Source organism: Serinicoccus kebangsaanensis (assembly GCF_008919445.1).
GTDB lineage: Bacteria > Actinomycetota > Actinomycetes > Actinomycetales > Dermatophilaceae > Ornithinicoccus > Ornithinicoccus kebangsaanensis.
Genome location: NZ_VSLG01000005.1, coordinates 96,463 through 118,690, shown reverse-complemented (window position 1 = coordinate 118,690; position 22,228 = coordinate 96,463). Strand labels below are relative to the sequence as shown.

The window sequence follows — 22,228 nt, the reverse complement described above, 5'->3', positions numbered from 1 at the left end:
CCTGAACGGTCGCTGAGGACGCTCAGCCCAGCTGCACCGGCCGCACGATGTCGGCGTAGATGAGCAGTGCCGTCATCCCGAGCAGCCCGATCGCCACGGCATACGCGACCGGCAGTGCCGCGGCGGTGTCCACCGGACCGGGGTCGGGTCGGCGGAAGACCCTCGCCCAGGCCTTCTTCACGCTCTCCCACAGGGCTCCGGCGATGTGGCCGCCGTCCAGCGGGAGCAGCGGGATGAGGTTGAAGACGAACAGCGCCATGTTCAGCGAGGCGAGGACGGAGACGAGCAGCCAGAACCGCTCCTCCGCGCTCTCGACCAGGCCCTCGATGCCGTTCTGCGTGACGTCACCCGCGATCCGGCCCACGCCCACCACAGACATCGGCCCGTTGGGGTCACGCTCCTCGATGCCGAAGGCGGCCTGCGAGACGTCGACCAGGCGCTGCGGCAGGGTGAGGACGATGCCCGCGGTCTCGGTGAACATCCCCCCGACCATGCCCGGGACCGCGGTGATCGGTTGCGGGTCGTGGTCCAGCGTCGGCGAGGCCCCGAGGAAGCTCGCCTGCCCGTAGACCCGCTCGCCCTCCTCGTCCACGACCGGCATGCCGTCGGCCCCCATCAGCGCCAGCTCGCGCTGCACCAGGTCCGCCGTGAGCTCCTGCCGAGCCCCGTCCCGCTCGATGACGAAGGTGGCCTGCTCCCCGGCGTTCTGGATCGCGTAGGTGGTGGCGGCCCAGTCGTCCACCGGCACACCGTCGACGGCGAGGATGGTGTCACCGACCTCGAACCCGGCGGCGGCCGCGGGCGAGGCCTCCTGACCGGCGCAGTCGTCGTCGGAGACGTCGGTGTTGGCGCACGCGGCGACCTGGCTGACCTGGGACGTCACCACGGGCAGGCCCTGCATGGTCATGAGCAGCGTGATGAGCACCGCGCTGATCGCGAGGTTCATCAGCGGCCCTCCGGCCATGACGACGACCCGCTTCCACACCGGCAGCCGGTAGAACACCCGGTCCTCGTCGCCGGGACCGATCTCCTCGAGGGAGTCCTGGCGCGCCTGCTCGACCATGAGGTGCATGGGGTTGGAGCTGCTGGCTCGGACCTTGCCGCCGTCACCGGGACGGGGCGGGAACATGCCGATCATCCGCACGTAGCCGCCGAGCGGGATCGCCTTCAGGCCGTACTCCGTCTCGCCGCGTCGCCTCGACCACAGGGTCGGGCCGAAGCCCACCATGTACTGCGTGCACCGGACCCGGAACAGCTTCGCCGGGACGAGGTGCCCGATCTCGTGCAGCGCGATCGACGCGGCGATGCCGACGAAGATCACGACCACACCGAGCAGGTAGAGCATGAGAGCGGACTCCTTGGTCAGTCCCGGGAACGGGTCTCGATTCTACGCGCGGCGGCACCCCTGGCCCAGCCGTCGGCAGCCAGCACGTCGTCCACCCCCAGATCAACATCCGAGCCGCCCCCGAGGTTCCCGACGTGCTGGTCCACCACCTCCCCGACCACGTCGACGATGCCCAGGAAGGGCAGCTCACCACGGTGGAAGGCAGCCACACAGACCTCGTTGGCCGCGTTGTAGACCGCCGGTGCCGTGCCTCCGGCACGACCGACCTGCTCGGCCAGCCGCACCGCGGGGAACGCCTCGTCGTCCAGCGGCAGGAAGTCCCACGACGTCGCGCGGGTCCAGTCGCAGGCCGGTGCCACGTCGGGGAGCCGGTCCGGCCAGGCCAGACCCAGGGCGATGGGGATGTGCATCGTCGGCGGTGAGGCCTGGGCGATGGTCGACCCGTCGACGAACTCGACCATGGAGTGCACCACGGACTGCGGGTGGACCACGACCTCGATCGCGTCGAAGGGCACGTCGAAGAGCAGGTGGGCCTCGATCAGCTCCAGGCCCTTGTTCACCAGGGTGGCCGAGTTGGTCGTCACCACCAGGCCCATGTCCCAGGTCGGGTGCGCCAGCGCTTGCTCCGGGGTGACGTCGGCCAGCTCCGCACGAGACCTGCCGCGGAACGGCCCACCGCTGGCGGTCAGCACCAGCTTGCGCACCTCGCGCTCGCGACCGGAGCGCAGCGACTGGGCGATGGCGCTGTGCTCGGAGTCGACCGGGACGATCTGCCCGGGAGCCGCGGCCTGCGTCACCAGCCGGCCGCCGACGATGAGCGACTCCTTGTTGGCGAGCGCCAGGGTGCTCCCGGCTTCCAGCGCGGCGAGGGTGGGTCGCAACCCGATGCTCCCGGTGATGCCGTTGAGCACAACATCGGCGCCGTTGCCGGCGACGTGCTCCGCGGCCCGGGGACCCGTGAGCACCTCCGGCCGGTATGCCGCGAGCCCGGCCGCCCGTGCCGCCTCCTCGACGGCGGCGGTGAGCTCGGCGTGCGCCCGGTCGTCGTCGCGGGCGACGGCCACCTGCTCCACCTGCAGCTCGACCGCCTGCCGGGCCAGGGCCCCGAGGTCCCGCCCACCGGCGGACACGGCCCGCACCCGGAACCGGTCCGGGTTCGCACGGATCACGTCGACGGCCTGGGTGCCGATCGACCCGGTCGACCCGAGCAGGGTCAGGCTGCGCGAACTCACCCGGTCATTGTGCCCCGCGCCGTCGCCAGGTCGAGGCAGGCCGGGACAGGGGCAGGGCGAGTGCCGAGCCGATGAGCAGACCGAGCGCGATCGAGGCCACGATCCCCACCGCGCCGAGCAGCGTGGCCGCCCCGCCGCTGCCGACGCCCACCTGGCTGACACCCATGAGGCCGACGGTGCCGGGCACGAGCAGCCAGAAGGAGGGCAGGAAGGCCACGAGTCGCGGCACGTCCTCCCGCACCCGGCTGAGCAACGAGGGGACGAAGGAGGCGACGACGGCGCCGGTGAACCCGCCGATGGGCAGGGACGACGCGCTCTGCTGACCCGCGAGCTGGGCCGCGAAGGTGAGCACGAGCACCAGCCCGGACCACCGCAGCAGGGACCACGGCAGGGCCTCGGCCAGGGTGAGCCCGAGCGTGATGAGCACGAGGCCGAGGGGGGCGACCCAGATCCCCGGCCCCGCCACCCGCACGTTGGCGAAGGCGCCCTCGTCGACCCCGAGCACCATGGAGGCACCGACCACGCCGAGGGAGAAGAGCCCGAGCTGCACCATGCCGTAGAACACCCGTGAGGCTCCTGCGACCATCGCCCCCTGGGCCAGCTCGCTGACCCCGGTCACCAGCAGCGCTCCGGGGAGCAGGACGGCGAGCGGGCAGATGAGGGTGCGCAGCGGACCGTCCAGCAGGTCGAGCTGGTAGGCGCCGAAGGCGAGCAGGGCGGCGGTGAACGCCGCGAGCGAGGGCAGCAGCGAGCCGAGCACGGTATGCCGGCCCGCCTGCGTCATGAGCAGGCTGACGAGGACCGATCCGAGCGCGGCGACCGCGACGTTGGGCAGACCGGGCTGCAGGATGAGGGACAGCCCGACGGAGACGCCCATCAGGCCCAGGTGGCGCACCCAGCCCGGATAGGGGTGCGGCAGCGCACGGATGGCATCCAGCTCCTGGTCCGCCTGGGCGAGGGTGAGACGTCCGGTGTCCAGGAAGTGCCGGACGGCGTGGACCGCGGCGCACTGGTCCAGGCGGAGCGGCCCCCGCACCGGCGCGATGGATGCCGCGGAGCCGGCGCTCAGGCTGAGGAAGACGGCGGTCGGGCTGGTGGCGACCTGGACGTCGGGGTATCCCGCTCCCCGGCCCAGCGAGCGCACCGCACGCTCGACGTCGACCACCGGCTCGCCCGAGGCCGCCAGCTCGCCGGCCATCCGCAGCAGCACCGTGCGGGTCAGCTGCGAGCCCTCGGGGTCGGGGTGCGGGTGGGTCACCGGACCAGGGTAGGCCCGTCCGGATCGGCGGGGGTCACGACGCGGCGCACCCAGCCCCGCACCAGCTCGCGCACCGTGTCGGGCGCGACCGGCGTGAAGACCAGTGCCCCGCTCCCGCGTCGCGTCGCCTCGTCCAGATCCTCCCGGTGGGCCAGGTGGCACCCCCTCTCCCCGACCGCCAGCAGGACCGATGCCTCGGGCCTGCCGTCGGGTCGCACCAGGGTGAGCTCGGCCAGGACGGAGGCCGAGAGCCGGGCGGTCGACGGGTCGGGGTCACCCGTGTCGAGGGTGATCGGCTCCCCGCCGCCCGGGGCCGCGTCCGGCGGCAGCATCGGCTCGAGCGCCCGGTCCGCCAGCTCGGCCGGCTCGAGGCACAGGTCCAGCGCGTGCCACCCCTGGGGGTGCAGGTCCTCGACCACGCCGCCGGACTCGACCAGGTGCAGCAGCCGCAGGTCCGCCTGGTGCTCCGATCCCGCCAGCCGTCGCTCGACCACGAGCAGGGCCTGCGCCGAGACCCGCACGTCGAGCAGGACCAGCACGAGGTCGGCCACGGCGCTGCCGGCGACCAGCCGGGCCTGCGCGTCCAGCACACCGCGGCCCTGGAGCGACCGGAGCGCCTCGGTCCGTCCGGCCCGGCCCCGTGCGGGCGGGCGTCCCTGGCCCTGACCGTCAGCGGGGCCGCCCGCAGGGCCCTCCAGACCGAGGTGGGCCGCGTGCGCGTCCTCCAGCAGCTCGAGCTCGGCCGGGGTCACCACCAGCAGCGGGCCGGGACCCTCGGCCCCGTCGTCCGGTTCTCGCTCCTCGGACCCGCCGGTCAGGGCCACCACCGCCCCAGCCGGACCGGACCCCCCAGCCCGGGTGGCAGCGGGACGACCGGCATGAGGATCGGGTCCCCCGCCTGCCGCCACCAGTGCCGCAGCGGCCCGACGTCCGGGAGCCTGCCCAGCACCCGGTCGACGACCTCCCGGGTGGGCAGGCGCACCGGCCCTCCCGGTGGGAGCCCGACGACGCGGTGCACGGGGTCGTCGAGGCGCTCCAGCACCGGGGCCGTCGCGTCCCGCACCTGCGTCATCCGGCGACCGGCCTCCAGCGCCAGCGCCACGCGTGCGAGGCGCACCGTGTCGCGGGCGGAACGGAGCCGTCCCACGGCACGACGGTGCGCCAGCAGGGTCGCCTGGCCCAGGTCGCGCAGGCGCGGGACGGCATACCGTCGCAGGTAGCGCAGCGCGACCACCGCCCCGTCGTAGGCGGCGTTGCCCGCCGACCACGCCTGGTAGAGGGTGAGCAGGCCCACTCCGGCGGCGCCGAGGAGGGGGAACGCCGGTGTGGTGAGGACCATCACCCCGCCAGCCAAGCCGAGACCGGCCAGGACGCGGGTGGTGCCGCCCCGCCACCCCGCATAACCCCCGCCGTCCCGCAGGTCGGACCAGGCGGTGAACCACGCCGCCACCATGCCGACCGGCCCGGGCACCAGCCGGATCCTCGAGAACAGCCTCGGGGCATGACGCCACCGGCCGAGAGCGCCGAGCCGGGCCAAGGCCTGCTGGGCGCGATGCAGCGCCTGGAGGCGCACGGCCGTGGCGCGGGCCCAGCGGGCGCGGGCCAGCTGCACCACTACCTGCGTGGTGCGGATCCCCCGCTCGACGGTGCTCCAGGCATACCCCGCCGCCTGCAGGGCGTTCGAGGGGATGTCCCGGATCGAGCGCAGGTCCTGGATGACCTCCCACGCGGTGCGCACCCGTCGGGCGGCCGTCTCCTGGGCGGACCGGAAGTCGTCCTCCGCGGCGTCCACCCGCCGCCGGGCGGTGTCGATCTCGTGCTGCAGCTGCTCGAGCCGTCGTCGCCAGAGCGCCTCCAGGGCGGGCTCCGGGGGCGGCCCCGGTGCCCGCAGCGCGACCGACTCCGCCAGCCTGCGCTCCCCCACGCGGTGCCACCGGCGCACCTGCTCCCCTGCGCTGCGGGCGACCCCGGCGCACTGCTGCACCGCCGCCGCGGCCTCCTGCGGTGGACCGGCCGCCGACCGGGTCACCCGGTGCAGGGCCTGCACCCGCGCGCTCGCCTGCAGGGCGGCCAACCCGGCCCAACCGTCCGGCGTGGGGCTGCTGGACAGCAGGCGCCCCGCGACGGCCTCGATCTCCGAGCCTGCCTCACGCAGCAGTCTGGCGGTGCGCTCCAGCTCGTCCGGCGAGCACGCCAGGACCGAGCTGCTCACGGCATCCACCTGAGGCCCGGACGCCACTGCTCGGTCAGCAGCTGCTCCACCCCCGCGTAGTCCGCGCGCGCCTGGCGGTGGCCCGGGCGAGAGCGTGCCCCTGCTCCGCCACCAGGTGCAGGCCAGCACGCCACTGCCCCGCCACCGTGCGCGCCGCGTCGGCGAGGCTGCCACCGCCGCTGCCCTCCGCGACCATCCCGAGCAGCCGGGCGACCCCCTCGGCCAGGTCGTCCAGCGCAGCTCCCGCCGCCGCCTGCTCCTGCGCCATCGCCGCCAGCCGGTCGCCGTCCACCTGCACGACCTGTCCCACCTGCGCACCCCCTCGCTCCGGGCCGGATCCGCATCGCCCGGCTCGCTCCGAGGCTAGGCAGGACGGCGCCTCCGCCGCAGAACTTGTCCACAGGGCCGGGGGCGGGGACGTCTCCGCCCGGGTCGGGACGCTGCCGAGCTACCCCTGCAGCACCGGCCGCAGGGCGTCGAGCACGGCGACGTCCTCGATGGTGGAGGGGACCATCGGGGTCTCACCGTCGGCGAGCTGGCGCATGGTCCGGCGCAGGATCTTGCCCGAGCGGGTCTTGGGCAGCCCGTCCACGACGTCGACCCGGCGCAGCGAGGCGACCGCACCCACCTCGGAGCGCACCCGGGCCACCAGCTCCTCCTGCAGCCGGGCCACGCCCGCGTCGTCCAGGTCCACGCCGGACTTGAGCACGACGAGCGCGCGCGGCACCTGGCCCTTGAGCTGGTCCGCGACGCCGATCACGGCGCACTCGGCGACCGCCGGGTGCCCTGCGAGGGCCTCCTCCAGGGACCCGGTGGACAGCCGGTGCCCGGCCACGTTGAGCACGTCGTCGGTGCGGCCCATGACGAAGACGTAGCCGCGCTCGTCCACATGGCCCCCGTCGCCGGACAGGTAGTAGCCGTCGTAGGCGGACAGGTAGGAGGAGACGTAGCGCTCGTCGTCCTGCCACAGCGTCGGCAGCGTGCCCGGTGGCAGCGGCAGCCGCAGGCAGATGGCGCCGTCGACCCCGGGCGGGACCTCCGCGCCGCGCTCGTCCAGCACGCGCACGTCGTAGCCGACGGTGGGCACCGTCGGGCTGCCGGGCGTGATCTCGAAGAGCGCACCCTCCGGCCCGACCGGGTTGATCGCGATCGGCCAGCCGGTCTCGGTCTGCCACCAGTTGTCGATCACCGGCACGCCCAGGTGCTCGGTGGCCCACTCCCAGGTGTCCGGGTCGAGCCGCTCCCCCGCCAGGAAGAGCGCCCGCAGCGAGGACAGGTCGTGCTGGCCGATCTGCTCGGCCGACGGGTCCTGCTTCGTGATCGCCCGGATCGCGGTCGGTGCGGTGAAGGCCGCCACGGCGCCGTGCTCGGCGATCAGCCGCCAGTATGCGCCCGCGTCCGGCGTGCCCACCGGCTTGCCCTCGTAAAGGATCGTCGTGGCGCCGGTCAGCAGCGGCGCGTAGACGATGTAGGAGTGGCCGACCACCCACCCGACGTCGGAGGCGCACAGCCAGGTCTCCCCGGGCTGCACGCCGTAGAGGTGGGTCATCGACCAGCGCAGCGCGACGGCATACCCGCCGCTGTCCCGCACGATCCCCTTGGGCCGCCCGGTCGTGCCCGAGGTGTAGAGGACGTAGAGCGGGTCCGTGGCGGCGACCGGGACGCACGCCGCCGGCGCGACGGCGTCCGGGTGCATCAGCGTGGCCCAGTCCAGGTCCCGGTCACCCAGCTCGCACCGGTGCTGCTCACGCTGCAGGATCACGCAGTGGTCGGGGGTGTGCGCGGAGCGCTCGATCGCCGCGTCCAGCATCGGCTTGTAGGCGACGACGCCGGACGGCTCGATCCCGCACGAGGCGGACACCACCACCTTGGGCTGCGCGTCCTCGATCCGCGCGGCCAGCTCGGCCGGGGCGAAGCCACCGAAGACCACCGAGTGCACGGCACCGATCCGGGCACAGGCCAGCATGGTGACGACCGCCTCGGGCACCATCGGCAGGTAGACGACGACCCGGTCGCCCTTGCCGACGCCCAGGTCGCGCAGCACCCCCGCGAACCGGGCCACCAGGTCCAGCAGCTCGGCGTAGGTGAACCGCTGCACCGTCCCGGTCACCGGGCTGTCGTGGATGAGTGCGGTCTGGTCGGCACGACCGTGGACGACGTGCCGGTCCAGGGCGTTGTAGCAGACGTTCAGCCGGCCGTCCGCGAACCAGCGGTAGAAGGGCGGCTCGGCGTCGTCGAGCACCTGCGTCGGTCGGTGGATCCAGTCGACCAGCCGGGCCGCCTCCGCCCAGAACCCCTCCGGGTGGGACAGGCTCTGGGCCACCAGGTCCCGGTAGGTCTGCCGGTCGGTCACGTCGTGGCTCATGCCCCCATCACACACCCGCAGCGACCTGGGCGCCAGGGAAGGCCGGGCGGCGGTGCCCGGCACCGGCGCGGGTCGGCACGGCTAGGGTCACGAGGTATGCAGCGACGCAGCCGACCGGTGAGCGAGGACGTCTCCGACCTCCGGGTGGGTGCCGGCCCGGGTGCGGAGGTCCGCTACCGCCGGGTCGAGCCGCAGGCGGCGGTCCCCGGGCGCGAGGTCGAGGACCAGACCACCTGGCGGCGGTGGCTCCGCACGGAGGACGCGCTGCCCCCCTTGCGCGTGCAGGGGCTGGACCTGACGGCCGACCGCGACCTGCTCCTGGCCCGGGACGACCTCGCCGACCTCGTGGTGCTCGGGGGCCGGCTGGACACCGAGATCGAGGCGCACCTGCGGGAGGCGGGCGCGCTGGTCTTCCCGTCGGCGCCGCACGCCCCGGTCGATCCCTACCGGGCCCACCTCTACACCGCCGAGGAGCTCTACGCCGGGCTGGCGGACGAGGGGTACGCCACCACCCTCGACGCGCGCGCCTACCGGTGGTTCGAGGACGCGACCCTGCGGCACGACGCCTACGTGACGGCGCTCCGGGCCATCCACGACGACGCGATGTCGGACGCCCTCGCCGCCGCCCTGGACGGCCGGCGGGCGGTCGGCGTCATGGGCGGGCACGCACTGAGGCGGGGCACGCCCGAGTTCGCGGCGGCCTCCCTGCTCGGCCACCGCCTCGCCGAGGACGGCGCGGTCGTGCTCACCGGCGGCGGGCCCGGGGCGATGGAGGCCGCCAACCTCGGGGCCTGGGCCGCGGACGAGTCCCTGCTCCAGGACGCATTGGAGGCCTTGGCACGGGTGCCGGAGTTTGCCGCCGACATCGGCGCCTGGGCCGAGCCGGCGCTGCGGTTGCGCGCGGAGGCGGGGGCAGGGGCGCCGCGTCGGCTGCGCAGCGTCGGCATCCCGACGTGGTACTACGGCCACGAGCCCCCCAACGCCTTCGGACAGCTCATCGCCAAGTTCTTCAGCAACGCGCTGCGCGAGGACCTGCTGCTGGCGCACTCCCGGGCCGGCCTCGTCGTGCTGCCCGGCGCGGCCGGGACCGTGCAGGAGATCTTCCAGATGGCCACCCGGCTCTACTACCAGGTCGACGTCGACGACGGCCTGGCGCCGCTGGTGCTGGTCGGGCGCGAGCACTGGACCGCGCAGCTCCCCGTGTGGCCGCTGCTGCAGGCGCTGGGCCAGAGTCGGCCGATGGGGGCCACGCTGCACCTGGTGGACACCGTGGAGGACGCCGCCGCGATCCTGGCGGACCGCTGACCTTCCCGCCCCGCGCAGCTCGCTACACGGTGGCCGCGAGCTGGCCGCACGCGCCGTCGATGTCCGAGCCACGCGTGTCGCGCACCGTGGTGGGGATCCCGTGGGCGAGCAGCCGCTCGACGAACTGCTGCTCGACACCACGCCGCGAGGCGGTCCACCTGCTGCCCGGGGTGGGGTTGAGCGGGATCGGGTTGACGTGCACCCAGCCGCGCCCGCGCGCGTTGAGCTTCTCCCCCAGCAGGTCGGCGCGCCAGGCCTGGTCGTTGATGTCGCGGATGAGGGCATACTCGATCGACACCCGCCGGCCGGTCACCTCGAAGTAGCGCCGGGCGGCGTCCAGCGCCTCGTCGACCTTCCACCTCGTGTTGATCGGCACGAGCTCGTCGCGCAGCTCGTCGTCTGGCGCGTGCAGCGACAGCGCGAGCGTGACGGGTATGCCCTCCCCCGCCAGCCGGTCGATCCCGGGCACCAGTCCGACCGTCGACATGGTGACACCGCGCGCCGACATCCCCAGGCCCTCCGGCGCGTCGTCGACCAGCCGGTGGATGGCGCCGAGGGAGGCCTTGTAGTTGGCCAACGCCTCACCCATCCCCATGAAGACGACGTTGGAGACCCGCAGCGCCTCCTGCGCGTCCTGGGTCCCCTCCTCACCCCCGTGCAGGTCACCGTGCCGCAGCGCACGGGCCGCCGCGACCACCTGCTCGACGATCTCGGCCGTGGACAGGTTGCGGGTGAGCCCGGCCTGACCGGTCGCGCAGAACGGGCAGTTCATGCCGCACCCGGCCTGGCTGGAGATGCACATCGTGACCCGTCCGGGGTAGCGCATGAGGACGGACTCCACCATCGCGCCGTCGTGCAACCGGTGCACCTGCTTGAGCGTGGCACCGTCGTCGGCCGAGAGCGTGCGCACCGGGGTCAGCAGCGGCGGGAGCAGGCCCGCCACCAGCTCCTCCCGTCCCACCTTCGGCAGGTCCGTCATCTGGTGGGGGTCGGTCACCAGGCGCTCGAAGTAGTGCCTGCTGACCTGGTCTGCGCGGAACCCGGGGATCCCGAGCTCGGTGGCCCACGCCTTCCGCGCGGCGAGGTCGTGATCGGCCAGGTGCGTCGGTGCCTTGCCCCGGCGTGGGGCGCGGAAGGTCAGCTGCCCGGGGGCGGGACGGTCGGTGGTCGGGGTCGGCAGGTCGGTGCTCATGTCCCTCCCAGTGTCTCAGGGATCTAGACGAACAGGCGCAGCAGCGCCCAGCAGACCGGGGCGGTGACCACCAGCGAGTCCAGCCGGTCCATCACCCCACCGTGCCCGGGCAGGATGCTGCCCATGTCCTTGATCCCGAGGTCGCGCTTGATGGCCGACTCGGCGAGGTCCCCCACGGTGGCGAAGGCCGCGGCCACGGCACCGACGAGCGCCCCGGCCCACCACGCCCCGTCGAGCAGCAGCACCACGCAGAGCACGCCGACCAGGGCGCTGGTCGCGACCGACCCGGCGAAGCCCTCCCACGACTTCTTCGGCGACAGCGAGGGCGCCATCGGGGTGCGTCCCCGCAGCACGCCGACGGCATACCCTCCGGTGTCCGAGGCCACGGTGACCAGGATGAAGGTGATGATCCGCCCGGCCCCGTCCGGCTGGGCGAGCATGAGCGAGCTGATCGCAGCCAGCAGCGGCACGTAGGCCACGATGAAGACGCCACCGGCGACGTCCCGCGCGGCGTCCTGCGCGAAGCCGAAGCTGCGCCACAGCAGCACCAGGGCGGCCGCCGCCGCGAAGCCGACGGCGAGCGCGTCGGCACCGCCGTAGTAGGCCAGCGGGACCAGGCCGACCGAGGCCAGGACGGGGGGCAGCGGAGCGTCCACCCGGCCGCTGCGCAGACCCTCCGCGAGCTCCCACACCCCCACCACCGCGGCAGCGGTGACGAGGTAGACGAAGGCGGGCTTCCAGAAGACGAGGCTGGCGAGGATCAGCGCGACCAGGAAGACCCCCACCCCGATGGCTGCGGGCAGGTTCCGCCCGGCGCGCGGCGTGCGCCCCGGGTCGGACGCCCGTGCGGCCCGCCGGGCGGCACGCGCCGCCCGGCGGGTCAGCGGCTGCTCGGGTGCCGGCGTCCCGGTCGTGGGCTCGGTCATCGGGGTGGCTCCCAGCGGACGGCTGCTCAGACCTCGAGCAGCTCGGCCTCCTTGTGCTTGAGGATGTCGTCGACGGCGTCGACGTGCCGCTTGGTGAGGCCCTCCAGCTCCTTCTCGCCGCGGGACCCGTCGTCCTCCCCGATCTCGCCGTCCTTGACGGCCTTGTCGATGAGGTCCTTGGCGTGCCGACGCACGTGCCGCACGGACACCTTGGCCTCCTCGCCCTTGGCGTGGGCGAGCTTGATGTACTCCCGCCGCCGCTCCTCGGTGAGCTGCGGCATGACGATGCGGATGGCGTTGCCGTCGTTGCTGGGGTTGGCCCCCAGGTCGGCGTCCCGGAGCGACTTCTCGATGTCCTTCATCGCCCCCTTGTCGTAGGGGGTGATGAGCACGGTGCGTGCGTCCTGGATGCTGAAGCTGGCCAGCTGCTGCAGCGGGGTCGGCGCACCGTAGTAGTCCACCTCGAGCTTGCTGAACATGCCCGGGTGCGCCCGTCCGGTGCGGATGGAGGCCATGTCCTCACGGGCCACCTCCAGGGCCTTGTCCATCTTCTCCTCGGCCTCCATGAGGGCCATCTCGACGACCTCGGACATGATGTCGTGCTCCTTCGGTGGTGTGTCGTTCGGCGACTGGTCGGTGCGGTGCCGGGGGTCACCCCGCGGTCACGAGTGTCCCGATCCTCTCACCCTTGATCGCGCGGGTGATGGAGTCCTCGCCGTCCATGCCGAAGACCAGCATCGGGAGCGCGTTGTCCATGCAGAGGCTGAAGGCGGCGGCGTCGACGACCCTGAGGTTGCCGCTGAGCGCCTCGGAGAAGGTCAGCCGGTCCAGCTTGCGGGCGGCCGCGTCGCGCCGCGGGTCCGCGGTGTAGACACCGTCCACGCCGTGCTTGCTCATGAGGACCTGGTCGCACTTGATCTCCAGCGCCCGCTGCGCCGACACCGTGTCGGTGCTGAAGTACGGCATCCCCGCGCCCGCGCCGAAGATGACCACGCGGCCCTTCTCCAGGTGGCGCATGGCGCGCCGCGGGATGTAGGGCTCGGCCACCTGCCCCATGGTGATCGCGGTCTGCACGCGGGTGTCCACGCCCTCCTTCTCCAAGAAGTCCTGCAGGGCGAGGCAGTTCATGACGGTGCCCAGCATCCCCATGTAGTCCGCCCGCGCCCGCTCCATGCCCCGCTGCTGCAGCTCGGCCCCCCGGAAGAAGTTGCCCCCACCGATCACCACCGCGATCTCCACCCCGGCCCGGTGCGCGTCCGCGATCTGGTGCGCGATCCCCTTGACCACGTCCGGGTCCACCCCCACGTTGCCGCCCCCGAAGGCCTCCCCCGACAGCTTGAGCAGGACCCGGCGCGGCCCTCCGGCGGACTCGGGACTGGCCTGGGTGTCGTGCTCGGACACGGTCGTGGTCATGCGGATCCTCCTGGATCGTGCTGGGCGGTCGCTCGATCCTGCCACACGGTGCTGGGTGCGGCGATCCGCGCCGACCCCTGCGTGGGTGCACGGCGAGGCGACTGAGCACTCGTATGCGGAAACTGTTCCTCTGCGCTGATGCATCACGGCAGACGAACACTTTCTGCGTAGGAGTCGGAAGGCGGGTCGCCGGCCGGGCCTCAGCGGACCGACGGCAGCTTGGTGCCCGCGACGTGGCGCTCGTCCAGCACGTCGCGGCGGAAGCGGTAGAGCCTGGCCGGCCGGCCCCCGGTCTGGCTCGAGCTCGACCCCGTCTCCTCGACCAGCTCCTGACCGGTCACGAGCCGTCGGAAGTTCTGCTTGTGCAGCGGCTGTCCCGCGAGCGCCTCGACCGTGCGCTGCAGCTGGCCCAGGGTGAAGGAGTCCGGCACCAGCTCGAAGACCACGGGTCGGTACTGGATCTTGGCCCGCAGCCGGGACAGCGCCGTCGCGAGGATGCGGCGGTGGTCGGACTGCATCGCCTGACCGGGCACGGTGGGTCCACCGGTGCCCGCCTCGGGGATGGCCCCCGACTCGTAGAGCAGCTCGTAGCGCTGCAGCGCCAGCTCGGGCGACCAGTGGCGGCCCCCCAGCCCGAAGCAGATGTCGGCCCGGCGGCGACGCCGGTCCCGCTCGTCGGTCGTGCCGGCAGCGACCCACGCGTCGAGCGCCGGTCGCACCAGGTCGTCGACCATGGCCGCAGCCGCTGGGACCACACCCGACGGTGCGCGTCGGTCCTCCCACGGGAAGTAGGCATACCAGTCCTGCCACCCGGGTCCGTCCGTGGTGCGGGTCAGCCCGAGGTAGGACACCGAGATCGCGCGGCGCTCGTCCCGGCCCGAGTCGGCGAAGGTGTAGAGCTGCTCGACGTAGCCCAGCCGGTGCCCCGTCTGCTGCTCCACCCAGGCGCTCAGCCCGGACTGCATCGACCGGTGGTCCGAGCGCAACGGGCCGGCAGGGAGCCGCTCCGGCTCGCCCGCGGTGAGCAGCACGGGCACGTCTGCGTCGACGGCGGTCACCACCGCCACCAGCTCCGCGCTCAGGTCAGGCACCAGGTCATCCTGCCCGTCCCGCTGCACGAGGACCACCTCCGACACTCCGGATTGACTTATGCTCACCTCCAGCATATATACTCGTCCCGTCTAATGCTCACACTCAGCATAAGGGTCCCGCCCGGCCCGTGGAGGAGACACGATGACCACCCTGAGCACGGCACCGTCGGAGGCCGCCGCCGCAGCCGCCCGCACCGCCCACGTCTACGAGCGGGTCCGGCACGTCATCCCCGAGGTCGAGTGGCCGGCGTTCGCCGAGGACGTCGAGGCGATCGGTCGGCTGAAGCGGGAGCGCAACGCCGTCGTGCTGGCGCACAACTACCAGACCCCGGAGATCTTCCACTGCGTCGCCGACATCGTCGGTGACTCCCTGGCCCTGGCCCGCGAGGCCGAGCGCGTGGACGCCGACGTGATCGTGCTCGCCGGGGTCCACTTCATGGCCGAGACGGCCAAGCTGCTCAACCCGGGCAAGACGGTGCTCATCCCCGACCTGCGGGCCGGCTGCTCGCTGGCCGAGTCGATCACCGCCGCGGACGTGCGCACGTTGCGCGAGCAGCACCCGGGCGTGCCGGTCGTGACCTATGTCAACACCTCGGCGGACGTCAAGGCCGAGAGCGACATCTGCTGCACCTCCGGCAACGCCGTGCAGGTCATCGAGTCGCTCGGGGTCGACAAGGTCATCATGATCCCGGACGAGTTCCTCGCGAAGAACATCGCGGCGCAGACCGGGGTCGAGGTGGTCACCTGGGCGGGGCACTGCGAGGTGCACGAGAGGTTCTCCCCCGCCGACGTGCGCCAGCTGCGCCGGGAGCATCCCGACGCGGTCGTGCTGGCCCACCCGGAGTGCCCTCCCGACGTGGTGGCCGAGGCCGACCACTCCGGGTCGACCGCCCAGATGCTCGACTTCGTGGTCACGCGCCGACCCAGCCAGGTGGCCCTCATCACCGAGTGCTCGATGAGCGACAACGTGGCGGCCGAGCACCCGGACATCGACTTCGTGCGGCCCTGCAACATCTGCCCGCACATGCGCCGCAGCACGTTGTCCACGATCCGACGCTCGCTGGAGACCATGAGCCACGAGGTGCGCATCGAGGACCAGGTGGCGCACCGCGCGCGGCGGGCGGTCGAGCGGATGCTGGCGGTATGACCCGGGTCCCGGTGGTGGTGGGCGCCGGCCTCGCCGGTCTCACGACGGCGCTGCACCTGGCACCCGAGCCGTGCGTCGTGCTCTGCGCCGGCCGGCTCGGCAGCGGCGCCGCGAGCGGCTGGGCCCAGGGTGGGATCGCCGCCGCGGTCGACCCGGACGACTCGGCCGCCCAGCACCTCGGCGACACCCTGGCGGCGGGTGCCGGCCTGTGCGACGCCGAGGTCGTCCGGTCCGTCGTCGAGGCCGCTCCCGGTGCGGTGGCCTGGCTGGACGGGCTCGGGGTCGCCTTCGACCGGGAGCCGGACGGGTCCTACGCCCTGGGCCTGGAGGGTGCCCACGGCCGGCGCCGGATCGTCCACGTGGGCGGCGACGGCAGCGGCGCCGAGATCATGCGGGCGGTCGTCGCCGCGGTCCGCGCGACCCCGTCGATCACCGTCGTCGAGCAGGCGCGCGCCCGCAGACTGGTCCTCGGAGCGGACGGCGAGGTGCGCGGGGTCGAGGTGGAGGTCGGGCCCGACCGCGAGCTCAGCGTCCTGGAGTCACCCACGGTCGTCCTGGCCACCGGCGGCACCGGAGCCCTGTGGCAGCACACCACCAACCCTCGTGGCGCGACCGGCAGCGGGCTGGCCCTGGCCGCCCGGGCCGGGGCGGTGCTCCGTGACCTGGAGATGGTGCAGTTCCACCCCACCGCCCTGGACGTGGGTCGCGACCCCATGCCCCTGGTCAGCGAGGCGGTCCGGGGTGAGGGCGCCGTCCTGGTCGACGGGTCCGGCAGACGGCTGCTCGACGCCTCGGCCGGCGGGGCGGGTGACCTCGCCGCGCGCGACGTCGTCGCGCGGGCGGTGGCATCCGAGCTGCGGCGCGGGGGTCGGGTCGGGCTGGACGCCCGCTCGGCGCCGGGTGCCAGGCTGGCCTCGCACTTCCCGGCCGTCTGGGAGGCCTGCCGTCGTGCAGGCGTCGATCCCGGGTCGGTGGCCATCCCGGTGCGGCCCGCCGCGCACTACCACTGCGGGGGCGTGCTGGTGGACCCGGCGGGGCGCACCACCGTCCCCGGCCTGTGGGCCGTCGGCGAGGTCGCCTCGACCGGGCTGCACGGCGCCAACAGACTCGCCAGCAACTCGCTGCTGGAGGCCGTGGTCTGCGGTGCACGCGTCGCCGCCGGGGTGCGCCAGGTCGACCGAGGGTCGGCGGCCCCGCGCGCTGCCGAGCCGCCGCACCGCGGTGGGCGACGGCATACCGCGCCAGGGCCGCCCCCCTGGGTGCGCCCGACGATGACCGAGCAGGTGGGGATCGCCCGGGACGGCGCCGGTCTGGCCGCCGCGGTGGAGCGCCTGGCCGTCGAGGTCGACCGGCACGGCGTCGACGGGGTCTCCGACCCCGTGCTGGTCGCCCTGCTCGTCGCCCGGAGCGCGCAGCTGCGCGCGGAGTCTCGCGGTGGCCACCTGCGGCTGGACCACCCGGGTCCGGTCGGACCCGTCCGGCACACCCTCCTCACCCTGGCGGACGTCGTCTCCGCCCCCGTCCCCGCACGGAGGAGCGCATGAGCACCCACGGTCTCCCCGACCTCGTCTGCGAGCCCCTCGTCCGCGCCGCCCTGCACGAGGACCTCGGACGGGCCGGTGACCTCACGACCCAGGCCGTCGTCCCGGCCGCTGCCCGCGCCACCATGTCGGTGACCGCTCGCGAGGCCGGCGTGGTGGCAGGCCTCGACCTGGCCCGGCGTACCTTCTCCCTGGTCGACCCGGAGATCCGGGTCGACGTCTCCGCCCCGGACGGGTCGCGCGTGGAGCCGGGCGACGTCGTGGCCGTGGTCACCGGCCCGGCCCGCGGCATCCTCACCGGCGAACGGGTGGCGCTCAACTTCCTCGGGCACCTCTCCGGGGTGGCCACCGCCACCGCGCAGGTCGCCGACGCCATCGGGCACACCCGGACCCGCGTCTGCTGCACCCGCAAGACGACACCCGGCCTGAGGACGGTGGAGAAGTATGCCGTCCGCGTCGGCGGCGGGGTCAACCACCGGTTCGGGCTGGACGACGCCGTGCTGGTCAAGGACAACCACATCGCCGTGGCGGGTTCGGTGACCGAGGCGGTGCGACGGGCGCAGCAGGGTGTCGGTCACCTGGTGAGCATCGAGGTCGAGGTCGACACCCTGGACCAGCTCCGGGAGCTGCTGGCCTGCGAGCGCCCGGTCGACGCGGTGCTGCTCGACAACATGTCACCGCGGGAGCTCGCGGAGGCGGTGGCCCTCGTCGACGGGCGGCTCACCACCGAGGCGTCCGGTCGGGTCACCGCTGAGACCGGGCCGGCGCTGGCCGCGACGGGGGTGGACCTGGTGTCGGTCGGCTGGATCACGCACAGCGCTCCCGTCCTCGACCTCGGCCTGGACGACCTCGGCCGACCCTGAGGGCCCCAGGGACCCCCTCCCTCTTCCCGGCCGGGTGGGGCCTGACACGACGCAGGCCGGGCTCCCGAACGGGAACCCGGCCTGCGGCTGCCTCGTCGGCAGGTGGCGTCTGCCTCAGACACCGACCTTGAAGCGGGCGAAGCCGGTCACCTCGGCGCCCGCCTCCTCGGCGACCTTGGCGACGGTCTTCTTGTTGTCCTTGGCGAAAGGCTGGTCGAGGAGGACGTTCTCCTTGTAGTAGCCGTTCACCCGGCCCTCGATGATCTTGGGCAGGGCCTGCTCCGGCTTGCCCTCCTCACGGGCGGTCTGCTCGGCGATGCGGCGCTCGTTCTCCACCGTCTCGCCGTCGATCTCCGCGCGGGTCAGCACCGACGGGGAGAACGCCGCGACGTGCATCGCGATGTCGCGGGCGACCTGCTGGTCGCCACCGGAGGTGGCCACCAGCACGCCGATCTGCGGAGGCAGGTCGGGCATCGTCTTGTGCAGGTAGGACACGACCTGGTCGCCCTCGACCCGGGCGACCCGGCGGACCTCGATCTTCTCGCCGATGGTGGCGTTCGCGTCGTCGAGGACCTCCTTGACGGTCTTGCCGTCCAGCTCCGAGGCCAGGAGGGCGTCCGCGTCGCCGGCCTCGACGGCCACGGCCTGGGCCAGGACCCGGTCGGCCAGCTCGGCGAAGGTCGGGCCCTTGGCCACGAAGTCGGTCTCGCAGTTGACCTCGACCAGCGTGCCGACGCCTCCGTCGACCTGCGCGCGCACCAGCCCGTTGGTGGCCGAGCGGCCCTCGCGCTTGGTGACGCCCTTCAGGCCCTTGACCCGCAGGATCTCGGTCGCCTTGGTGGTGTCGCCGTCGGCCTCGTCGAGGGCCTTCTTGACGTCCATCATCCCGGCGCCGGTGGACTCGCGCAGCGCCTTGATGTCAGCGGCGGTGTAGTTCGCCATGAGTGCTTCTGTGCTCCTTCAGGTGCGTCAGGACTGGGTGGGCTGGGCGTCGGCCTCGGCCTCGGTGGCCTCGGCCGTCTCCGCGGCGGCCTCGGTCGCCTGGGCCTCGTCGGCGACGGCGGTGGTCTCCGTGGTGGCGGCCGCAGCGTCGGCGGTCTCGGGCTCGGCGGCCGGTGCGCTCTGCGCCTCGTCGGCGGCCGGCGCGGCCTGCGCCTCCTCGGCGCCGGCGAGGAGCTCGCGCTCCCACTCGGCCATCGGCTCGTTCTCCGCACCCTCGGTCTCGGCACCGGCCTCGCTGCCACCACCGGAGCGGGCGATCAGCCCGTCGGCGACGGCGTCGGCGACCACGCGGGTCAGCAGGGTGACGGAGCGGATCGCGTCGTCGTTGCCCGGGATCTTGTAGTCGACCTCGTCCGGGTCGCAGTTGGTGTCCAGGATCGCGATGACCGGCAGGCCGAGCTTGCGGGCCTCGGTGACGGCCAGGTGCTCCTTCTTGGTGTCGACGACCCAGACCGCCGAGGGCACCTTCTGCATGTCGCGGATGCCGCCCAGGGTCTTCGCGAGCTTGTCGTACTCGCGGCTCATCATGAGCAGCTCCTTCTTCGTGCGGCCGCTGCCGGCCACATCGTCGAAGTCGATCTCCTCGAGCTCCTTCATGCGGGTCAACCGCTTGGAGACGGTCTGGAAGTTGGTGAGCATGCCGCCCAGCCAGCGGTGGTTGACGTAGGGCATCCCCACGCGGGTGGCCTGCTCGGCGATCGACTCCTGCGCCTGCTTCTTGGTGCCGACGAACAGGATCGACCCGCCGTGCGCGACGGTCTGCTTGACGAAGTCGTAGGCCTCGTTGAGGTAGGTCAGCGACTGCTGCAGGTCGATGATGTAGATGCCGTTGCGCTCGGTCATGATGAAGCGCTTCATCTTGGGGTTCCAACGACGGGTCTGGTGCCCGAAGTGGACGCCGCTCTCCAGGAGCTGGCGCATGGTGACGACGGCCATGCCGTGGTCTCGCTTTCTTCTCGGTTGCAGTTGTGTCCTGGCCCGGGGACGCTCCCCACCCGCCTGCTCACCAGGGTGAGACTCGGCGGGACCGCGGGGTGCGCCACCGGCCACTGGCCGATACCTGCGAGAGGTATGCGGTGCGGTCCGGTCGCGCCCGGGCGCGAATTCGCGCGGCTCACCCGCCCGAGGGCAGCACGAGACGCACGTGCCACCGATGATACGGCACCGGGCCGCCCGCTCCGAATCGTTACGGTGGCGGCATGAGCGATTCCCTCGTCCAGCGTCTGCGACCGTTCGGCACCAGCGTCTTCGCCGAGATGACCCAACGGGCGCTGCAGTTCGACGCCGTCAACCTGGGCCAGGGGTTCCCGGACACCGACGGCCCCGAGGAGATGCGGGAGATCGCGGCGGAAGGCCTGCGAGAGGGCCTGAACCAGTACGCCCCGGCCCGCGGCCTCCCCGCGCTGCGCGAGGCGGTGGCGGCGCACCAGGACCACTGGTACGGCATACCGCTCGACCCCCAGTCCCAGGTGCTCATCACCGTCGGCGCCACCGAGGCGATCGCCGCCTCGCTCATCGCCCTGGTCGAGCCCGGCGAGGAGGTCGTGCTCGTCGAGCCGTCCTACGACTCCTACGGCGCCGCGGTCGCGATGGCCGGCGGGCTGCGCCGGACGGTGCAGCTGCGCTTCCCCGACCTCCGCCTCGACCTCGACGAGCTGCGTGCCGCCGTCAACGACCGCACCCGGGTGCTGGTGCTGAACACGCCGCACAACCCGACCGGCAAGGTGTTCTCGGCGCAGGAGCTGGAGGGGATCGCCGAGATCGCCCGGGAGCGTGACCTGGTGGTGATCGCGGACGAGGTCTACGAGCACCTGGTCTTCGACGGGCTGCGGCACACCCCGATCGCGACGTTGCCGGGCATGTTCGACCGCACCCTCACCATCTCCTCGGTCGGCAAGACCTTCTCGCTGACCGGGTGGAAGACCGGCTGGGTCAGCGGCCCTGCGCACCTGGTGGACGCGGTGGCGGCGGTCAAGCAGTTCCTCACCTTCGTCGGGGTGACGCACGTGCAGCCCGCCGTCGCGCACGGCCTGCGGATGCCCGACGAGTTCTTCACCGGCTTCGCCGCCACGCTGCAGGCCAAGCGGGACCTGCTGGTGAGCGCCCTCACCGAGGTGGACGTGCCGGTCAGCCCGTGCCAGGGCAGCTACTTCGTCATCGCGGACCTGGCCGGTCACGGGGTGGACGACGCGGTCGAGTTCTGCCGGCGGATGCCGGAGGACCTGGGTCTCGTCGGCGTCCCGGTGTCGGTCTTCTGCGACGACCCCGAGCCGGTGCGGAGCCTGGTCCGCTTCGCCTTCTGCAAGCAGGACGAGGTGCTCCGCGAGGCGGCGCGCCGCCTGCACCGGCTGGCCGGGGCCTGACAGGCTGGGGAGTATGCCTGCCACCAGGGCTGCCGACGGTGACACCCCGTTCTCGGGCGAGGTGCTCGCGGCCTTCACCCAGCACCTCGAGGTCGAGAGGGGCCGCTCGGCGCACACCGTGCGCGCCTACCTGGGCGACCTCGCCGCCCTCGGAGCCTTCCTGGTCGAGCGCGAGGTCGTCGGGCTCGGGTCGGTGCGCCTGGCCGACCTGCGCTCCTGGCTGGGGCGGGCCGGTGCCGAGGGCGCGTCCCGATCGACGGTGTCCCGCCGGGCGGCGGCGGCCAAGACCTTCTTCCGTTGGGCGCAGCGCACCGGACGACTGGAGGTGGACCCCTCGCTGCGGCTCGTGGCTCCCGGGAAGGACACGCACCTCCCCGGCGTGCTCAAGGCAGGTCAGGCCACCGAGCTGATGGATCTCGCGGCGCTGGCTGCCGATGACGAGGACCCGGTGCACCAGCGCAACCGCGCGATGCTCGAGCTGCTCTACGCCTCGGGTATGCGCGTGGGCGAGCTGACCGGGCTCGACGTCGACGACGTCGACCTGGCGCAGGGCACCGCCCGGGTCCTGGGCAAGGGCGACAAGGAGCGGATCGTGCCCTTCGGGGCACCCGCCGCCGAGGCGGTCACCTCCTGGTTGTCGACCGGGCGGCCCCGGCTGGTGACCGAGCACTCCGGGCCCGCGCTGTTCCTCGGACGGCGGGGTGGGCGGATCGGGCAGCGCCAGGTCCGGTCCACGCTGCACGAGCTGCTGCAGCACCTCCCGGACGCCCCCGACCTGGGGCCGCACGGACTCCGGCACAGCGCCGCGACCCACCTGCTGGAGGGTGGTGCCGACCTGCGCACGGTGCAGGAGCTGCTCGGCCACGCCAGCCTCGCGACGACCCAGATCTACACCCACGTCTCGGTCGACCGGCTCCGGACGGCATACCAGCAGGCGCACCCACGCGCCTGAGTGACGGACGCGGTCCGGTCG

General features: G+C 73.3%; 20 protein-coding genes. 6 read left to right on the top strand and 14 right to left on the bottom strand.

Going from position 1 to position 22,228, the window contains the following annotated elements:
• Positions 1 to 22: 22 nt before the first annotated feature.
• The 7 genes from FXF60_RS07900 to FXF60_RS07870 form a co-directional block, all read right to left on the bottom strand.
• Complete coding sequence (locus FXF60_RS07900) at positions 23 to 1,345, bottom strand: M50 family metallopeptidase (RefSeq protein WP_151525262.1); 1,323 nt, start codon at positions 1,343 to 1,345, stop codon at positions 23 to 25.
• 17 nt (positions 1,346 to 1,362) lie between these two features.
• The gene (gene dxr / locus FXF60_RS07895; RefSeq protein WP_151525260.1) at positions 1,363 to 2,577 is read right to left on the bottom strand and encodes a 1-deoxy-D-xylulose-5-phosphate reductoisomerase; all 1,215 of its coding nucleotides are present in this window, start codon (positions 2,575 to 2,577) and stop codon (positions 1,363 to 1,365) included.
• Positions 2,578 to 2,581: 4 nt separating this feature from the next.
• A complete protein-coding gene (locus FXF60_RS07890) occupies positions 2,582 to 3,835 on the bottom strand; it encodes a threonine/serine exporter family protein (protein ID WP_151525258.1) in 1,254 nt (417 codons plus the stop codon).
• Positions 3,832 to 4,662, bottom strand: a complete 831-nt coding sequence (locus FXF60_RS07885; protein ID WP_151525256.1) for a hypothetical protein — start codon at positions 4,660 to 4,662, stop codon at positions 3,832 to 3,834. Before FXF60_RS07885 ends, FXF60_RS07890 begins: the two co-directional genes overlap by 4 nt.
• On the bottom strand, positions 4,650 to 6,047 hold the full coding sequence (locus tag FXF60_RS07880; RefSeq protein ID WP_151525254.1) for a coiled-coil domain-containing protein: 1,398 nt from the start codon (positions 6,045 to 6,047) through the stop codon (positions 4,650 to 4,652). Before FXF60_RS07880 ends, FXF60_RS07885 begins: the two co-directional genes overlap by 13 nt.
• A 34-nt stretch (positions 6,048 to 6,081) precedes the next feature.
• Entirely contained in the window at positions 6,082 to 6,357 is a 276-nt protein-coding gene (locus tag FXF60_RS07875) for a hypothetical protein (RefSeq protein WP_151525252.1), read from the bottom strand.
• 138 nt (positions 6,358 to 6,495) lie between these two features.
• Positions 6,496 to 8,412, bottom strand: a complete 1,917-nt coding sequence (locus FXF60_RS07870) for an acetate--CoA ligase (RefSeq protein ID WP_151525250.1) — start codon at positions 8,410 to 8,412, stop codon at positions 6,496 to 6,498.
• A gap of 96 nt (positions 8,413 to 8,508) precedes the next feature.
• Here FXF60_RS07870 and FXF60_RS07865 point away from each other — a divergent pair, with 96 nt between their 5' ends.
• Positions 8,509 to 9,717, top strand: coding sequence for an LOG family protein (locus tag FXF60_RS07865; RefSeq protein WP_151525248.1), 1,209 nt, complete (start codon positions 8,509 to 8,511; stop codon positions 9,715 to 9,717).
• 22 nt (positions 9,718 to 9,739) lie between these two features.
• Here the strand turns inward: FXF60_RS07865 and rlmN are convergent, their stop codons facing one another.
• The 5 genes from rlmN to FXF60_RS07840 all read right to left on the bottom strand — a co-directional run bounded on the left by rlmN (position 9,740) and on the right by FXF60_RS07840 (position 14,339).
• The gene (gene rlmN, locus FXF60_RS07860; protein ID WP_151525246.1) at positions 9,740 to 10,909 is read right to left on the bottom strand and encodes a dual-specificity RNA methyltransferase RlmN; all 1,170 of its coding nucleotides are present in this window, start codon (positions 10,907 to 10,909) and stop codon (positions 9,740 to 9,742) included.
• Positions 10,910 to 10,932: 23 nt separating this feature from the next.
• Complete coding sequence (locus tag FXF60_RS07855) at positions 10,933 to 11,835, bottom strand: phosphatidate cytidylyltransferase (RefSeq protein ID WP_151525244.1); 903 nt, start codon at positions 11,833 to 11,835, stop codon at positions 10,933 to 10,935.
• A gap of 26 nt (positions 11,836 to 11,861) precedes the next feature.
• Positions 11,862 to 12,428, bottom strand: a complete 567-nt coding sequence (gene frr / locus FXF60_RS07850) for a ribosome recycling factor (RefSeq protein WP_151525242.1) — start codon at positions 12,426 to 12,428, stop codon at positions 11,862 to 11,864.
• A gap of 58 nt (positions 12,429 to 12,486) precedes the next feature.
• A complete protein-coding gene (gene pyrH / locus FXF60_RS07845; protein WP_151525239.1) occupies positions 12,487 to 13,248 on the bottom strand; it encodes a UMP kinase in 762 nt (253 codons plus the stop codon).
• 200 nt (positions 13,249 to 13,448) lie between these two features.
• A complete protein-coding gene (locus FXF60_RS07840) occupies positions 13,449 to 14,339 on the bottom strand; it encodes an NUDIX hydrolase (protein ID WP_238335761.1) in 891 nt (296 codons plus the stop codon).
• Positions 14,340 to 14,481: 142 nt separating this feature from the next.
• On the opposite strand from FXF60_RS07840, the gene nadA reads away from it, so the two are divergent.
• From nadA to nadC, 3 genes are read left to right on the top strand one after another with little or no spacing between them, the layout of a single operon-like run.
• Complete coding sequence (gene nadA / locus FXF60_RS07835; protein WP_151525237.1) at positions 14,482 to 15,486, top strand: quinolinate synthase NadA; 1,005 nt, start codon at positions 14,482 to 14,484, stop codon at positions 15,484 to 15,486.
• Entirely contained in the window at positions 15,483 to 17,030 is a 1,548-nt protein-coding gene (locus FXF60_RS07830) for an L-aspartate oxidase (RefSeq protein WP_151525235.1), read from the top strand. The genes nadA and FXF60_RS07830 overlap by 4 nt, the downstream gene beginning before the upstream one ends.
• Positions 17,027 to 17,890: a carboxylating nicotinate-nucleotide diphosphorylase gene (gene nadC / locus FXF60_RS07825; protein ID WP_151525234.1), complete on the top strand. Its 864-nt coding sequence runs from the start codon at positions 17,027 to 17,029 to the stop codon at positions 17,888 to 17,890. The genes FXF60_RS07830 and nadC overlap by 4 nt, the downstream gene beginning before the upstream one ends.
• A 114-nt stretch (positions 17,891 to 18,004) precedes the next feature.
• Here nadC and tsf read toward each other — a convergent pair whose 3' ends face one another.
• Both tsf and rpsB read right to left on the bottom strand, forming a co-directional pair.
• Positions 18,005 to 18,832 (bottom strand): translation elongation factor Ts, encoded by an 828-nt coding sequence (gene tsf / locus FXF60_RS07820; protein ID WP_151525232.1) that lies wholly within the window; start codon positions 18,830 to 18,832, stop codon positions 18,005 to 18,007.
• A gap of 27 nt (positions 18,833 to 18,859) precedes the next feature.
• The gene (rpsB, locus tag FXF60_RS07815) at positions 18,860 to 19,828 is read right to left on the bottom strand and encodes a 30S ribosomal protein S2 (protein ID WP_151525230.1); all 969 of its coding nucleotides are present in this window, start codon (positions 19,826 to 19,828) and stop codon (positions 18,860 to 18,862) included.
• A 263-nt stretch (positions 19,829 to 20,091) separates the two neighbouring features.
• On the opposite strand from rpsB, the gene FXF60_RS07810 reads away from it, so the two are divergent.
• Together FXF60_RS07810 and FXF60_RS07805 are read left to right on the top strand one after the other, a co-directional pair.
• The gene (locus tag FXF60_RS07810) at positions 20,092 to 21,255 is read left to right on the top strand and encodes a pyridoxal phosphate-dependent aminotransferase (protein ID WP_151525228.1); all 1,164 of its coding nucleotides are present in this window, start codon (positions 20,092 to 20,094) and stop codon (positions 21,253 to 21,255) included.
• 13 nt (positions 21,256 to 21,268) lie between these two features.
• On the top strand, positions 21,269 to 22,207 hold the full coding sequence (locus tag FXF60_RS07805) for a tyrosine recombinase XerC (protein ID WP_151525226.1): 939 nt from the start codon (positions 21,269 to 21,271) through the stop codon (positions 22,205 to 22,207).
• Positions 22,208 to 22,228 lie beyond the last annotated feature (21 nt).